Annotated in this window: 12 protein-coding genes; 9 read left to right on the top strand and 3 right to left on the bottom strand. The window is 40.7% G+C overall.

The genetic code is table 11. The features are described from left to right. Positions 1-48: 48 nt before the first annotated feature. From lptD to AC3KZC_RS13660, 7 genes are all read left to right on the top strand, one after another. On the top strand, positions 49-2325 hold the full coding sequence (lptD, locus tag AC3KZC_RS13630; RefSeq protein ID WP_490577079.1) for an LPS assembly protein LptD: 2277 nt from the start codon (positions 49-51) through the stop codon (positions 2323-2325). A gap of 17 nt (positions 2326-2342) precedes the next feature. Beyond that, positions 2343-3635 (top strand): peptidylprolyl isomerase SurA, encoded by a 1293-nt coding sequence (surA, locus tag AC3KZC_RS13635; RefSeq protein ID WP_490577078.1) that lies wholly within the window; start codon positions 2343-2345, stop codon positions 3633-3635. Between the two features lie 2 nt (positions 3636-3637). Further along, positions 3638-4627: a 4-hydroxythreonine-4-phosphate dehydrogenase PdxA gene (gene pdxA, locus AC3KZC_RS13640; RefSeq protein ID WP_490577077.1), complete on the top strand. Its 990-nt coding sequence runs from the start codon at positions 3638-3640 to the stop codon at positions 4625-4627. Next, a complete protein-coding gene (gene rsmA / locus AC3KZC_RS13645; RefSeq protein WP_490577076.1) occupies positions 4627-5433 on the top strand; it encodes a 16S rRNA (adenine(1518)-N(6)/adenine(1519)-N(6))-dimethyltransferase RsmA in 807 nt (268 codons plus the stop codon). The genes pdxA and rsmA overlap by 1 nt, the downstream gene beginning before the upstream one ends. Then, positions 5417-5806: a Co2+/Mg2+ efflux facilitator ApaG/CorD gene (gene apaG / locus AC3KZC_RS13650; protein WP_490577075.1), complete on the top strand. Its 390-nt coding sequence runs from the start codon at positions 5417-5419 to the stop codon at positions 5804-5806. The genes rsmA and apaG overlap by 17 nt, the downstream gene beginning before the upstream one ends. Then, the gene (locus AC3KZC_RS13655) at positions 5807-6616 is read left to right on the top strand and encodes a symmetrical bis(5'-nucleosyl)-tetraphosphatase (RefSeq protein ID WP_490577074.1); all 810 of its coding nucleotides are present in this window, start codon (positions 5807-5809) and stop codon (positions 6614-6616) included. Between the two features lie 126 nt (positions 6617-6742). Further along, complete coding sequence (locus AC3KZC_RS13660) at positions 6743-8758, top strand: methyl-accepting chemotaxis protein (RefSeq protein ID WP_490577073.1); 2016 nt, start codon at positions 6743-6745, stop codon at positions 8756-8758. 100 nt (positions 8759-8858) lie between these two features. On the opposite strand, the gene cysE is transcribed toward AC3KZC_RS13660, so the two are convergent. Then, a complete protein-coding gene (gene cysE, locus AC3KZC_RS13665) occupies positions 8859-9665 on the bottom strand; it encodes a serine O-acetyltransferase (RefSeq protein WP_490577072.1) in 807 nt (268 codons plus the stop codon). Positions 9666-9810: 145 nt separating this feature from the next. On the opposite strand from cysE, the gene AC3KZC_RS13670 reads away from it, so the two are divergent. After that, positions 9811-11013 (top strand): MFS transporter, encoded by a 1203-nt coding sequence (locus AC3KZC_RS13670; RefSeq protein ID WP_490577071.1) that lies wholly within the window; start codon positions 9811-9813, stop codon positions 11011-11013. A gap of 100 nt (positions 11014-11113) precedes the next feature. On the opposite strand, the gene AC3KZC_RS13675 is transcribed toward AC3KZC_RS13670, so the two are convergent. Next, positions 11114-11989, bottom strand: coding sequence for a carboxylate/amino acid/amine transporter (locus AC3KZC_RS13675; protein WP_490577070.1), 876 nt, complete (start codon positions 11987-11989; stop codon positions 11114-11116). 113 nt (positions 11990-12102) lie between these two features. On the opposite strand from AC3KZC_RS13675, the gene AC3KZC_RS13680 reads away from it, so the two are divergent. Then, positions 12103-13674: a S41 family peptidase gene (locus AC3KZC_RS13680; protein ID WP_490577069.1), complete on the top strand. Its 1572-nt coding sequence runs from the start codon at positions 12103-12105 to the stop codon at positions 13672-13674. A gap of 60 nt (positions 13675-13734) precedes the next feature. Here AC3KZC_RS13680 and AC3KZC_RS13685 read toward each other — a convergent pair whose 3' ends face one another. Further along, on the bottom strand, positions 13735-16557 hold the full coding sequence (locus AC3KZC_RS13685; RefSeq protein ID WP_490577116.1) for a M16 family metallopeptidase: 2823 nt from the start codon (positions 16555-16557) through the stop codon (positions 13735-13737). Between the last annotated feature and the right edge of the window lie 113 nt (positions 16558-16670).

A 16670-nucleotide genomic window follows, 5' to 3' on the forward strand; every position in this document is an offset into this window, starting at 1 on the left:
TTTATTATACAGCCCTTCTCCTAACCACCCGAGCATTAAGGTTAATAAATGAACAAAATCTGGGGCTTATTGTTGTTTCCAGGCCTTTGCCACACAACAACAGCCAATGCTGAAGCGGCACCTGCTTTATGTAAAGCTTCACTTTCAGCCCCAGCTTGGCAGCCGCTCAGTGGGTTAACTGCAAATACCATGGATATCCAAGCCGATCACGTTGAAATATTGGGTACGCGAAGCGCTGAATTTACTGGTGATGTACAAATCAACTCCCCGCGCATGACCCTTTTGGCACAATCGGCTTTGATTGATCAAGTAAAAGGCTTACTGGATGCACGCGGCCCGATTACATTTCAAGATCAACAATCGATTATTTCGAGCTCAGGGCTCAATGCAAATTTAACTAATAACGACCTTAATTTACTCGGTGCGCAGTACCAACTTACTCAGCAGCAAGGCCGAGGTAAAGCAGACAAACTTTCGATTGGTGGCAGTGAACTCAATTTATTTAACGCAAGTTACACCACTTGCCCTACAGAAAACGAAACCTGGTCAATTTCAGCATCTCGAATTCGTCTTTCACAAGAAGAAGGTTGGGGTGAAACCTACGATGCTATTTTAAGCATTTATAATACACCGGTTTTATATCTACCCTATTTTACCTATCCGATTAATGACCAACGCAAATCAGGTTTTTTGGCGCCAAATATTGGTGGTTCCGATCGTTTTGGTATTGAAACAAAAACACCTTATTATTGGAATATTGCGCCAAATTACGATGCTACGATCACCCCTCGATACATGTCTAACATCGGGCTGCAATTACAAACTCAATGGCGCTATTTAACCGAACAGCATCAAGGTTTAGTCGCGCTTGAATACTTAAATAATGATGATTCAGAACCTCTTTTAGACGAGCGCTATTTATTTCATTGGCAACAAAACTCACAGCTTAATGAATATTGGCGAGGATCAATTGACGTCACAAATATCAGTGATGATAACTACCTGACAGATTTAGGTTCTGAATACGCCAATAAAACCGACACTCAACTCTATCGCACCGGCTTACTTTCTTACATGGGCGAGCGCTGGCAAACAGATATTAAAGTGCAAAACTTCGAAGTATTAGGCGATCACTTGAGTTCTTATTCGGCTTATCCGCAAATTAGCTTTTCTCAAACCAATCCTTTTATTTGGCAAGGGCTAAATTTGACGCTTAATGGTGAACTGAGTCATTTTAAAAATACAGAGCTGACTCTAAATGAAGCAACACGATTACACATCGAGCCAAAAGCCCAATATCTGTATCAAGATTATGCGTGGTCGTTTTTATCTGAAGTCAGTTTACTGCAAACCAACTATCAACAAAAAGGCGATTTTACAGGGACCTCATTTGAAGAAAATGTCGACCGCACCTTGCCTAAACTACGCTTATACAGCCAAATATTTTTTGAACGTGATACAAATTGGTTAGTCGAAAATGGCCTACAAACCTTAACGCCACAACTTCAGTATCTTTATGTACCAAAAAAAGATCAAAGTAATATTGGCCTCTATGATACAACAAAATTACAAGATGACTTTTTTGGCTTGTTTCGCGACCAACGCTATTCAAGTGTAGATAGGATCGCAGGCGCAAACCAGTTTACCCTTGGTGCAACCACTCGTATTTTTAGTCAAAAAAACGAGGAACTATTTAACCTCAGTGTCGGTCAGATATTTTATCTTTCAAATGAGGCTAAACCATCAGAGCAACTTTTAACGTCTGGTACAGCAACCCTGAGCACTCAAAACACATATAATGCTCTTTTTGCCGGTGAAGCCATGTTACATTGGCATCGTCGCTGGTATCTATCAACAGGTGTGCAATATGACAATGAAGGTAAGCAAATCATTCAATCGCATATCACCCTAGATTACAAAGGAGATGACAAGCAACTTGTACAAGTGAATCATCGCTTTTCAAATGATGTTTCTGGCAATAGAATTGAACAAATGGGCTTATTTACCAGTTTACCCATAAACCAAAGTTGGCATTTTATTGCTAGTTTTCATCGCGATTTAGAAACAGGTCGTAGCGTAGAATTACTAACCGGTTTGCAATACCAATCCTGTTGTTGGGCATTTCAAGTAACCGGCCATAGACAAATTGAAACAGATTTAAACCAGTCTATTACTGGAGTAAATCAAGATGGTGCCGTATTTGATTCAGGAATCCGGTTTAATTTCGTATTTAAAGGACTCGGTGGAAAAAGCAGTTATGATGCTCAAAAGCTCTTACAGCAAGGTATTTTTAATTACCGCCGCCCATACTTCCTCAATAACTAAAGCAAGAATTAATAACAATGAAGTTAAAAACATTAGTATTTACCGTACTTTGCACTTTAGGTCTTAACCTACCCGCTGTAGCCAAAGAAATTCAAATTGATAAAGTTGTCGCCACTGTTAATGAAGGTGTTGTACTACAAAGTGAAATCGACACTATTATCAATCGCGTAAAAAGCCGAGCAGTGACTGATGGCCAATCGCTCCCCACCGATGACGCACTGCGTTTACAAGCCATTGAGCGCTTAATTAATCAAGAGCTTTTAATGCAAATGTCCGAGCGTATGGGCTTGCAAATATCTGATGCACAGCTTGATCAAACCTTAATGATGATGGCCAAAGAGCAAGGCGGCACATTAGCTGATTTGCGTAAAACGATAGAATCATCGGGCGAAAGCTATCAGGCATACCGTGAAGAAATGCGTGTTGAAATGACCACGCAGCAAGTATTACGCTCAAATGTAGAACGCCGTATTTATATCAGCTTACAAGAAATCGAAAACTTACTGACTATTTTAGAGCAACAAGGTCAAACCAATGAAGAATTCGACATTGGCCATATTTTAATAGACTTACCAGTTGATGGAAACGCACAACAAATTGAAGATGCCAAAGTACGCGCTGAAAAAGTAATTAAACTGTTAAATGAAGGTAATGAATTTAAGCGTATTGCAATCGCATCATCCGGCGGCTCAAAAGCATTAGAAGGTGGTCAACTCGGTTGGATGAGCATCAATGAAATGCCAACTCTATTTGCCGAAGCCGTTAAAGGTAAAAAAGCTGGCGAGGTTATTGGCCCACTTCGTTCGGGTGCTGGTTTTCATATCATTAAAGTGCAAGATATTCGCGGTCGCCAAGTGGTTGAAACCGTAGAAGTACGTTCACGTCACATTTTAATTAAGCCATCGATTATTTTAAGTGAAGAAAAAGCACGCAGTATGCTGGAAGGTTTTATTAAAGACCTAAAAGAAGGCAAAGCAGACTTTGCAGCGCTTGCCAAAGAGCACTCTGAGGATCCAGGCTCCGCTCTAAAAGGCGGTGAGTACGATTGGACAGATCCAAGCACATATGTACCTGCATTTAGAGATACCCTTTTATCACTTGAAAAAGATCAATTAAGTGAACCATTTCGTACAAACTTTGGTTGGCACATCGTACAGTTACTTGATAAGCGCGTGGCCGATAAAACAGAACTTGCTAAACGAAATCGTGCGCAACAGATGCTGTTTAACCGTAAATTTAAAGAAGAAAGCTTCGCTTGGCAGCGTGAAATGCGCGAACAAGCACACATTGAAATTTTGGTTGATGAGTAATTATGACGCTTAGAATCGCGATTACCCCAGGTGAACCTGCTGGTATAGGCCCTGACTTACTAATAAAACTTGCGCAGCGCCAATGGCCTGCGCAGCTTGTTGCTATTGCTGATGGCAATATGCTGCAACAGCGTGCCGCGCAATTAAACTTAGCATTACAGCTTATTCCCTTTAATCCTGATGAAGTGATCACCTGCCAACAACCCGGCACGCTATACATTCATCAAGTCGATATGGCAACGCCAGCCATTGCAGGCACATTAAATGATGCCAATGGCGCATATGTGCTCGAAACCCTTCGTATTGCGTGTGAACAAAACATGTTAGGTGTTTTTGCCGCAGTGGTAACGGGACCTGTACACAAAGGCATTATTAACCAAGCAGGCATTTCATTTAGCGGTCATACAGAGTATTTTGCGCAACAATCAAATACGCCTGATGTTGTGATGATGCTTGCAACTGAAGGATTGCGTGTTGCACTTGTAACCACGCATATCCCATTGGCTTATGTTTCTAAAGCAATTACGCCACAGCGTTTACGTAAAGTAACTGAAATATTGCACCGCGACTTACAAGAAAAGTTTGCGATTAGTAATCCACGTATTTTTGTCTGTGGGCTAAACCCTCACGCTGGTGAAAATGGTCATTTAGGCACAGAAGAACTGACGACAATTATTCCAACTATGGAGCAACTCATCAGCGAAGGGATGGATCTAATTGGCCCACTGCCTGCCGATACGCTCTTCCAAGACAAATACCTAAATAATGCCGATGCAGTGCTCGCTATGTATCACGATCAAGGATTACCTGTGTTAAAATACAAAGGTTTTGGTAACTCGGTCAATATTACTCTAGGCTTACCATTTATACGCACATCGGTTGATCACGGCACCGCTCTCGATTTAGCGGGTAAAGGCACAGCCGATGTAGGCAGCTTTGAACTAGCAATTAAAGAAGCCATTCTCTTAGCGACAAAAAAAGCGCAGAATTAATGACAGATAAAGTACACTTAGGCCACAGAGCCAAAAAACGTTTTGGACAAAACTTTTTAAACGATGCCATGATCATCGATAAAATTGTTACCGCGATTGACCCTAAACCTGAAGACTGTTTAGTTGAAATCGGACCCGGCTTAGGTGCTATCACCGAACCTGTTACAGATATTGCAGGCCACTTAACCGTTGTTGAGCTCGACAAAGATTTAGTTGAACGTTTAATTCACCACCCATTTTTAGGACCAAAGTTAACGGTCCATCAAGGGGATGCAATGCGTTTTGACTTCTCTACTTTGGTTGAAGAAGGCAAAAAACTGAAAGTATTTGGTAATCTACCTTACAACATTTCAACTCCACTACTATTTCATCTTTTTGAGTATGCTGAGCATATTGAGCACATGCATTTTATGCTGCAAAAAGAAGTAGTAAAACGTATGGTTGCAAGCCCAGATTGTAAAGCTTACGGTCGCTTAAGTGTCATGACGCAGTATTACTGCCATGCGATTCCAGTGATTGAAGTACCACCTGAGTGCTTTAAACCAGCACCAAAAGTAGATTCAGCAGTTGTTCGTTTAATTCCGAAAAAACCGGAGCAATTACGAGCTAAGTGTACAAAGATTCTCAACACGGTCTGTTTAGAAGCATTTAACCAACGCCGCAAAACAATCCGAAATAGCCTATCGAACCTTCTCACTACCGAGAACATGAATGAGCTTGGATTAGATAGCAAAGCACGTGCTGAAAATTTATCGTTAGATCAATATATTGACATTGCAAACTGGTTATATGACAACAAACAATAAATTAGGCTCTCCGATTAAAGTTCAAGTAGAAACATTCTATATTGAAGGTCAATCCGAACCTGAAAAAAACAAATTTGTATTTGCTTATACTATTACTATAAAAAACCACAGCCTGTGTAGCGCAAAACTATTGAGCCGCTATTGGTTAATTACGGATGCCAATGGCAAAGAAACTGAAGTTGAAGGTGAAGGCGTTATTGGTGAACAACCAACTATAGCGCCTGGTGAAAGCTACACTTACAGCAGTGGTGCTGTACTTGATACGCCGCTTGGCACCATGCAAGGTCATTATTGCATGCGTAATGAGTTTGGCACTGAGTTTAACGCTCCCATTAAAGTGTTTAGACTTAGTACCCCCAACCTCGTTCATTAAATGGCTGACTACGCGATTGGTGACTTACAAGGTTGCTTTAACGAATTTAAAGCAATCTTGGATACAATAAAATTTAACCCTAGCCAAGACACGATTTATTTAGTCGGTGATATTGTTGCTCGCGGAGCAGACTCGCTCTCATGTTTGCGATTTATAAAAGATAATGCTGGCAGTATCAAAACCACGTTAGGGAATCATGACCTCCATTTAATAAGTACATTTTTACTTAATAAACAACCCAATCCAAAAGATTACTTAGCAGATATTTTTTCAGCACCCGACAAACATGAGCTCATTGCATTTTTACAGGCACAGCCTCTGGCGCGCTTTTTACCAAAATACAATTGTCTTATCTGTCACGCAGGTTTAAGTCCAGAATGGACGCTCGAGCAAGGTTTATCTGCAGCCAAAACAGCTGAGCAACAATATCAAAGCACAGATGCGCATTTTTACCTTAGTAATATGTATCAAAATGGCCCAAACCAATGGGAAACGGCTCAAACCGAAATAGAAAAGTTTTGCTATACCATCAATGCATTTACCCGAATGCGCTATTTTACTCCTGATTTTAAAATGGATTTGAACTCTAAAAGCTCCCCCACTGAGGACTCCCCTCTTATTCCTTGGTTTGAATTACCACGCACATCGAGTTTAAATGATTTAACCATCGTTTTTGGCCACTGGGCGGCACTAGAAGGTAAAACTAACTCGAAACAATTCCAAGCTATTGATACAGGTTGTGTTTGGGGGCAGGCACTGACAGCGCTTAACTTAAAAACCCTGCAACGCACTCAACAAAAAACACTCTAAATCACGCTTGATTACTGCATAAAGCCAAATTATCTGTTAAATTCAAAGTATCCATTTAATTTATCTGCTTTGCTGCCGATATAATTAAATAACTTACAATAGCTTGAAGCGCACACGGGAATACTTATGAATCTGACAGTTAGTCAGCGGATCTGGTTTGGATTCGTTTTTATAACTTTATTACTGATTTTAATCGGCTTGAATTCATTAGGGAAAATTTCAAATATCAATGGGTCTGCACAACAGGTTAATCAATTATCTCTGCCTGCGCTAGAACAAAGCTCGACATTACAAGTTGAGTTTACTTTGATGAGCAAACATGCCCTACAAATTTATTACAGTGAAACAACTCAAGAGCTTGAGACCCTCAATGGAAAATATCAGCAAGCCCAACAACGTTATGCAACCTCAAGCAACAAGCTTAGTGATGTTGTGCGTGATAGCGCAGATTTGTATCAAACTAGCGAGCAAATTAACACTACCTACAAAGACTTTCTCAAACATGTAAATTCTCTACAACAAGAAAAACGCTCTGTCTTATCGATTCAAGCTAATTTAAAAGAGCAACTTTCTATTTTAGAAACCGCAGCTGAAGATGCAAGCACAGCAGTACTTGATATTATTGACGGTGTTGATTTAAAGGCTTTATCACCACAAGCTTTTGATGCAGCAAGTAGTATGGAAACGCGTTTTCTATCGCTTGTTAGTACCAGCACAGACTTAATCAATGTTAAAAATGATCAAATTTTAGATACTTTACATAACGAACAAAAATTCAGTGTAGAGAAATTAGAAGAAGGCTATCAACTTGTTAAAACAGCCTTAAAAAATGAAGACCCAAGCTTATTAAAAGACTTAACAGGCCACTTTAATCAAGTTAAAGATGTAATTCTAAGCCAAAACTCACTGGCTGATAAAAAGTTACGCCATTTAGCAGCCCAAGCTGCATCAGTTAAAGAGCTTGAAACGTCTGAAGCCAAAACCATTACAGCGTTAAAGCAACTAAATGATTTAGTATCACTTGCAAGCAAATTAGCGTTTGATTTACAAAGCGATGTAAATAATGACGTTGCATCTGCAAACCTGTGGACATGGTTAGGTATGATTATTGGTGCATTATTAGCAGTAATAATTGCGTATCTAACTGTACAACGCATTGTTAAACCACTTGCAGAAGTAAACTCTATATTAGAGATTGTAGCGTCAGGTGATATGACACAAAAACTCAAAGATAACGGTACTGATGAGTTTGGTGAATTAGCCCGTAGTTGTAATCGTGTAATAGATAACTTACGCGACCTTATCCAAGGTATAATTTCTCGCTCAACACAACTTGCAGCCGCCTCTGAACAAACATCAGCAATTACTGCAGAATCAACCCAAGCAATTGAAAACCAGCGCGCTCAAGTTGAACAAGCAGCTACCGCAACCACCGAAATGAGCAGTACATCACAAGCTGTTACACATAGCGCCCAAGAAGCCCTTAATGAAATTCGCCACGCTGATAGTGAAGCAGAACGAGTTAAAACCATTTCAGCTCGCAACAAAGAAACCATTGAAAAACTGGCTCAAGAAGTTGAAGGCGCCTCTATTGTTATTGATAAATTACATAAAGATAGCGCATCAATTGGCCGCATCTTAGATGTTATTCGTGGCATTGCTGAGCAAACAAACTTATTAGCGCTTAATGCTGCGATTGAAGCTGCTCGTGCAGGTGAGCAAGGCCGCGGCTTTGCCGTTGTAGCTGATGAAGTGCGTTCTCTTGCCAGTAAAACGCAAGAGTCCACTCAAGAAATTCAATCGATGATTGAGTCATTACAAACTGGCGCACAAGCCGCTGTATCTGTAATGGCAAAAGGCAAAGAACAAGCTGAGTTTTGTGTAACGCAATCAGAGCAAGCAAGCCAAGCATTAGAACTCATTACTGCATCGGTCTCACGCGCGCATAATGTCAGTGAACAAATATCTTCTGCAGCGCAAGAGCAACATCATGTATCGCAAGAAATTAGCGAACGACTAGAGTCAATTGTTGCTATTGCAGAGCAAACAGCTGAAGGGGCAAATCAAACCTCAAGCTCAAGCCAAGAAGTGGCCAGTTTAGCCGAAGAGCTACGTCGCTCTGTTGATGAGTTTAAAGTTTAAACTTCATTTTACTCAGTAGGTTATAATAACCAATATGAAAAAAGCCCCTCAGGGGCTTTTTTGTTGCATCGCGTTTTCTTTGCATGGCGTAAACCAGCGCTTAAAGCAACGCACTCGTCAACGAATCATCGGCATATTCAAGTACATTCTGATCCATTGTTTCTGCAGGGCGATTACACGGTCGACCGACTACTTTAGCAGGCACACCTACAACTGTGGTATGAGGCGCAACTGCACTTAGCACAACAGAGCCTGCACCAATTCGTGCGCCTTGTCCAACTTCAATATTACCTAACACTTTAGCGCCCGCGCCTATCATGACCCCTTCGCGAATTTTCGGATGTCTGTCACCTTGCTCATTGCCTGTGCCACCTAAAGTCACACCTTGCAAAATAGACACATTATCTTCAATCACGGCTGTTTCACCAATAACAATGCCGGTTGCATGGTCAAACATGATGCCATGACCAATTTTACACGCTGGGTGAATATCAACCCCAAACACTTCAGAATTTCGACTTTGAATAAAACGAGCGAGCTCTTTGCGGTCTTGACGCCACAAGCAATGCGCTAGGCGATGTACTTGTATTGCCTGAAAGCCCTTTAAGTTTAATAAAATACTTAAGTAACTATCCGCAGCAGGATCGCGATCTTTTACCGCTTTAATGTCATGCGAAACATGAGTAAGCATCCGATCGCAGTCAACAAACGCTTGATCGAATAATTCACGAAAGGTAAAGGGCGAAACCACAGCATCAGAAAGCTTATTGGCAACAATAAAACTAAGCGCAGAACCTAAACACTCATGATTTAAAATACATGAATAAACATGACTTGCGAGTAACGGTTCTTTTTTAACCAGCTCAGTCGCTTCTACTTTTAATTGCTGCCAAATTTGGTGTCGCATCAATACCATTCGCTTATAAATAAAATAGTCTTTAGTTTAACGTAAATATTAATTAAAGTGTCTAGCTTCATTACGCCCTGTTGTTATGGCTTATAACAAACAGTTTTATCAGTATAAAAATATCGTTATTTTGCAAGAGGGATACATGAACAAGCATGTTTTTATTTTAGCTTTTTGCCAAGGACTCATTGTCACAGGCAATATAATGCTCGTTGCGATTACGGCTTTAATTGGCCAAAAAATTAGTCCGTCTCTTAGCTTAATCACCTTACCCGTAGCGACACAATGTTTTGGTTTATTACTGGCAACCATCCCTGCTTCTTTATTAATGGCAAAAACAGGCAGAAGAATCGGCTTTACTATCGGTAACGGCATTGGAATCACAGGCGCTTTACTGAGCTGGTATGCACTTGAACAGAGTAATTTTGTGCTGTTTTGTTTTGCAACTGGCTTAATTGGGATCGGTATTGGTTTTGCAACTTTATACCGCTTTGCAGCAATTGAGGCTTGCCCAGAAAAACCAAGCCAAGCGATTTCAATGATCATGGCAAGTGGCGTTATTGCTGCAATTGCTGGCCCCAACATTGCGATTTGGATTGATCATGAGTTTGCCTCAATCAACTACAGCGCGACCTTTTTAGGTTTGGCAACACTGTACTGCTTAGCGATTATTTTACTGCAATTTGTTCGATTTCAACCAATTGCACCAAGCTTAATAACGGCACCTGCGCGACCGCTACGCGACATTATTAAACAAAGCCAATTTATTATTGCCGCTATGGTCGCCATGATTTCATATACTTTAATGAACCTTTTAATGACCGCAACTCCCCTTGCCATGCATCGCCATGGGTTTGATTTAGCAGAGTCGGCTTTGGTTATAGAATGGCATGTGCTCGGAATGTTTTTACCTTCATTTTTTACGGGTAAACTTATAGAGAAGATAGGTCAGCTTAATACAATGATTTTTGGCACGATTTTAATGCTAGCGTGCATTGTCATTAATTTACTTGGCGTCAGTCATGGCCATTTTTTAGTTGCCTTGTTTTTGCTTGGTGTTGGCTGGAATTTTATGTTCATTAGTGCCACTCAAATGGTCACTCAAAGCTATCAGCCCTCTGAAAAAGCTAAAAGCCAAGCAACCAATGAGTTTTTAGTGTTTAGCATGGTAACACTTTCTGCATTAGGAGCTGGTTGGTTAGAAGCTTCAATTGGCTGGCGAACACTTAACATTGCTTGCTTAATTCCACTTATCTTAACATTGTTTTTTATTCTTTCGAGGCAGTTGAAACTGTATCAAAGCCCAAACAAAATCAGTAATAAAATAAACAATAATCACACAACCTAATAACCAAGCCGCTCAACGTTGCAATGCTCCGCTATTATTGTTGTTCTGACTTTCAGAGTACGTAACACAAACAACCTTAAAATTGATGTATTAATCCATCTTAATGTCGATTCTGCAGTGACTGATGATAACGATTGACTAATAACGCGAGTAAAATAATCACACCACCCAAGGCTAACCGCATTAAATCCGCCTCACGATTCCATATCAATAAATTGACTAAAATCCCTGCGGGAATAAGTACATTATTCATCACTGCTAATGTACCTACATCAACAAGTGTCGCCCCTTTATTCCACGCAAAAAAACCAAGCCCCGAAGCTACAATACCTAAATAAACCAAAACTCCCCACTGCAACGAAGTCTGTGGTAGTTGTGAGGCATTGCCGAATAACCCATAACTAATAAGTGCGACAAAAAAAGCACCGATAAAAAACCAGCCAAAAAGATGGTGTTGCTTGATGGGTGTTGTCTGTCGTTGGTTTTGTTGATTCATCACCCTTTTATAACTGACCTGGCCAATCGCAAAACACAAATTAGCGCCTTGCACTAATAAAAAACCAGTGATAAAACCACCATCGATACCTTGATACCGAATGGCCACCGCACCTAACACAGCCAGTAACGCAGACACTAAAAAATGCAGATGAAATTGACGCTCAAGTACATCATTAATCAAGGTAATATACACTGGTGTCATTACCGTAAACAGCAGCACTTCAGGCACGGTTAAATACAAAAAAGAGTGATAATAAAAGCCATACATTAACCCCAACTGCACCGCGCCTATTGCCATTAGCTTTATGGCCAAGGTTTTACTGACCTCAGTCAAACGCAAAAACGGTAAAAAGACCAGAGCAGCCAAACCCACCCGCATCAATACCGCAAACCACGGGTCAACCTGCCCGGCTAAATACACACCAATTAAGCTAAACGAAAACGCCCAAAGGCCAGTGACAACAATTAAATACAGCATGATGAATTCATCGTAAATGATAAAAGCGCTATGTTAATCAATAATTCAATCATCACAAAGCACTACCCAAATCAAACAGGTTATTGTACCCTTTTAGCAAAAAGGGACTCATCATGGCACCACACACATTTAATACGATGGCTTTGCTCGCACTCAGCTCATTGACTTTACCAACAATCGCGGCCGTTGATGAAAAAGCTGAATTTTCATATCCAAATAAAACACAACGCATTGCAATTGCCGAACATGTATTATCAACCATGGAACACATAGACGCGCTCAGTATTGAGCAACGGAATCTTAGCAGAGCCTTAAAATGGTCAGCTTACAAAGAAAAAGTCATTCATAATGCAGCCTCGGCACAAAATTTTACCGAGCTTAATTTCGCCCTCGATAATATTCATTACGGCATTATAAACTTGCATAGTTTTTTGCAGGTTGAACCGCCCATCGCAAAACAGGCCAAGCCAACAGAAAAGTGGCCAAGCACCAAAATTGGTTACACTTGGCCTGAGCTCAGCTTCTTTTCGTTAGACAACAATAAAACAATCACTAAACTTAACGGCTATGACATTCATGAATTATTTAATGATTATTACAATCAATATTGTCGCCACAATCACAATAACGGCTGCCTTGCCTATTTCTCAAAAAATTTAGAATATGGCTATCGTTTTGCCAAGCCTGCAACTCTGCTAACCATTACTTACCAAGACGGTAGCCAGCAAGATATTGAATACTCTAAAAATATACACAATCAAAACAATAAAACTGAGCATTCTGGATGTACTGCGCAATACCCCAGCCTTAATTTAACGCTTGCCTACCAAGGTAGCCAATCTTGCTTGTATCAAACGGACAAAAGTTATGTCTTAAAAATTAATAAATTTGGCCCATGGGGTGCGGGCGCTGATGATATTTACTGCCTCAAACCAGACTCCACTGGTATGTGCCACGATATCAATGCAATAAAAAAAATAACTCAAACAAACCTCAAAGATAATTTAGTGATTGATATGCAAAACAATGGCGGTGGCAGTGAAAACACGCCTTGGATTGCAGCGCTCACTCACACAGGTTTTTACGATAATTTGGTCGCTTATAAAAATATTCCTGAACTTCAAGATCCGGACACACGAGCATCGACTTTTTATTCAAGTGTTCAAGCCGAAAAGTGGTATCAAACAATCATAAAAGCGCAATTAAATACCTCAGACTATCTCCCTATTAGAGCTGATTTTTGCAGAGGCAGTACACTATGCGAAAATAAGCTCATCCCATCATCAAACAGCCCCATTGCCTATAAAAAAATGCAGGTGGTGATTAATGAGCACTGTGTTAGCTCTTGTGATGATTTTGTCTGGCGAATGCGCCGTTATGCGGGTGCAACCACTTTAGGTCAATACCCTGCAACGGATGGTACTTATGCAAGAGTCAATGCAACCGTCTACCGCACTTCTTCAGGTGAAATAAAAAGCACTGTCTATGGCGAAGGACGCTCATTACAGCTTGAAGATGCCACTCCTTTAGTGACTTTTAGAATGCCACTTTCAAAAACAGTGACCCGCGAAGGAAAAATACTTGAAGGCGATAAAAGCGCCCTTGATATTGCGCTGCCGATTGATAAAACAAATTTTGCAGACATTAATCTCAGTAATTTAGCGCACACGCTGCAGCGTTTATAATAAAAAAGCCCGCGATTTACGCGGGCTGGTATCGTTTAATTAAGCTATTTTATAAATTAATTATAAAAACACGTTTTCGATATCGAGTACTTCAACGTGTTTTTTATTCAGTTTTAGCGGGTAGCTTTCAATGATTTTATCTTCATTAATAAGCGCTGCTGGTTTATCTGAATTATATTTAAGCGGCGACACTTGCTCGGTGGTTAAACGTTTTGCCATATCTTTACCATCACCGGTTACAAATACAAACTGAATATTATCGGTTTGTAAGTTGTCACGAATAACGCGGTTTACATCTTCAACGGTTAAGCTCGCAAGTTGCTTACGCACATAACTGACAAACTCATCCGTTTGATAGAACTGGCTATCGAGGGCATAACCGAGTTGGCGATCTTGGCTTGCCACTAACTGTGGCACAAAGTTCACTAAGAAATTACGGGTTGTAGCAAAGTTCTCTTCACTCATGCCGTCCTTGATTAATTTATCAAGTTCAAACATCGCAGTACGGGTAGCAAAATGCGCATCGTTATTAGAACGCAGTGGGCGTAACCAGACTTGGAAGATTTGCTCAGAACGGCCTAAGTTTGCATCCGGTTTTGTTTGTGAGCTGCCACGAGGGAAGTATTCAATATACGAATAATCACCGTAGTTCATACCACGTACTTGGCGAATACGCTCATACAAAAAGCTGTTTGAACTTCTGTGCTCACCAAAATAAGAGCGCACTAACCAAAGTGCAGCCCAATCTTTGTCGCTGCGAATAGTCTCAATTGGAAAGCCAAACGACACGGCTGTTGATTGTGCGGTTTTTTCAACAATAGTCGCATGACGACCCACTAACTTAGGTGCATCAGCAACGCTAAGGCGCTTTTCATCACCCTTTGGTAAACGAGATAAGTCTTGCAGCATTTTACTTTTCACGGCACTAGGTAAAGAACCTGTAATACCAAGATTTAGCTTAGCTTGAGTAAACTGGGCGCGATAGAACGCTTTTACGTCATCCAAAGTAATTGATTCTAAGTCGGATAAATCACCATAGTTGTAACTTTCATAAGCGTGACCTTGGTACAACTTATGATAAAGCACTTCTTTACCCAGCTCTTCATCGTTAGATGCTTTTAGTCCTGATTTTAAGCCATCAATTTGCTCTTTTTTCAAACGGTTAAAGTCATCTTCACGAAACCCTGGGTTTAGTAATTGGTCGCTCACCAATGCATACCATGCCGCAGCATTATCTTTATGAACGCGGCCACGTAATGAAATCATTTCTTTATCAAGCTGGGCACCAAAGCTACCCGCTATTGGATACATGGCTTTTTTGATGTCGTTATATGAGCGGCTTTGTGAACCACCTTGTGCTAATAAGCTGGCCGTTAATGCTGCCAAGCCTTTTTTACCAACCGGATCAGCCGCAGCACCGGTGTAAAATAAAAAGTTTACATCCACCAGCGGTGAATCATTGCTCTTATCAAGCACATTAAACGCGACATCTGTCGGCTTATTGTTAAGCTCTGCCACTAACGCATTTAAGCTGACTTCTTGCTCAAAACCTTTAATAGCCGCTAAATCAGACATCGTCACTGTAGTGCGTGCTTCATCAACAAAGTATTGGTTAGCGATGTTTTTAATGTCTTGTGCGGTGATAGCATCGGCGGTAGCGTACAAGTCATTGATCACTTCTGGATCACGCTCAAAATGCATGTAAGACGCAAGGGTTGATGCAATCGCCTCTGATGAGTCAAGCCCGCCGACAAAGCTGTATTTTAAGTTTGATTTTAAACTCGCCAGTTTTGCGTCATCCACCAGCTCGGTACGCGCTTTAGCATAAGTTTGGTTAATGGCATCACGCACGACTGCTAAGTCTTGCTCTTTCTCAACTTTGACAAATACATGCAATAAACCCGGGTCTTTGGTTTCAGCATTGTAAGTAAACATTTGGCTGGCAATTTGTTTATCAACCACTAAGTCTTGATACAGCGCTGAGTTATTTGAAAAATAAAGCTGGGAGATTAAATCAAGCGCAGCTCGGTCTTTTTGTTTTGGCTGCCATGCCGTGCCTTTATACGACACTAATAACCAATGGCCTGGTAAGCCGTCGTTTTTCTCATGAATATATTTGGCCGCTTGTTGTTTTGGCTCTACAGGAATATCGGCAACATAATTGCCTTTTTGCCAATTGCCCCAATGTTTTTTTACCATCTTCATGGTTGCTTGCGGGTCAACATCACCCACAATCACTAACGATACATATTCTGGCTTATAAAACTTTTTAAAGAACTCCTTACCATAAGCCGATTGGTCAGGCATGGCTTCAATATCTTTAAAAAAGCCCATAGTGGTGTGTTTATAAGTATGCTGTTCGAACGCTTCATTTCGCACTGCAGATAACAACTTACGAATTGGGCTGGCATTATTTTTTAAGTATTCGCCTTTTACGGTTAAAGCTTCGGTGCGGAACTGCTCTTCCGTATAAGTCAGATTTTGGAAAATATCCGCTTCAATTTCAAGGACTTTATCTAAATGCTCTTTTGAAAAGTTTAAATGGTAGTTAGTGTAATCATTAGTGGTGTAAGCCCGGTTATCAACACCTGAGTTTTTCAAGATATCAGAGTACACATCTTGTGGGTATTTTTCAGAGCCTTTAAACATCATGTGCTCAAAAAAGTGTGCAAAACCGGTTTTTCCCGCTTCAACTTCGTTACGTGAACCAACCGATACCGGGATTTGCAATGACACAACATCTGGATAATCGGTTTTAACAATCATCACGCGCAAGCCATTTGGCAGCTCTTCTAATACATAATTGTGTGAAAATACTTTATCGCTGCCCTTTGCTTGGCCAACTTGAGCATTGCCTGTAACCGATGCCGAGCTTGATACCATTGCTGCTTTATTATTTTTATTGCCGGCATCAACATGCACAACACAACCAGATAAAGTGGCCGATACGGCAAGCGCCGTGGCAAGTAACTTAAATTTCATGTGATGTTCCCTTA

It is taken from the genome of Pseudoalteromonas sp. J2K-J031 (assembly GCF_058197095.2).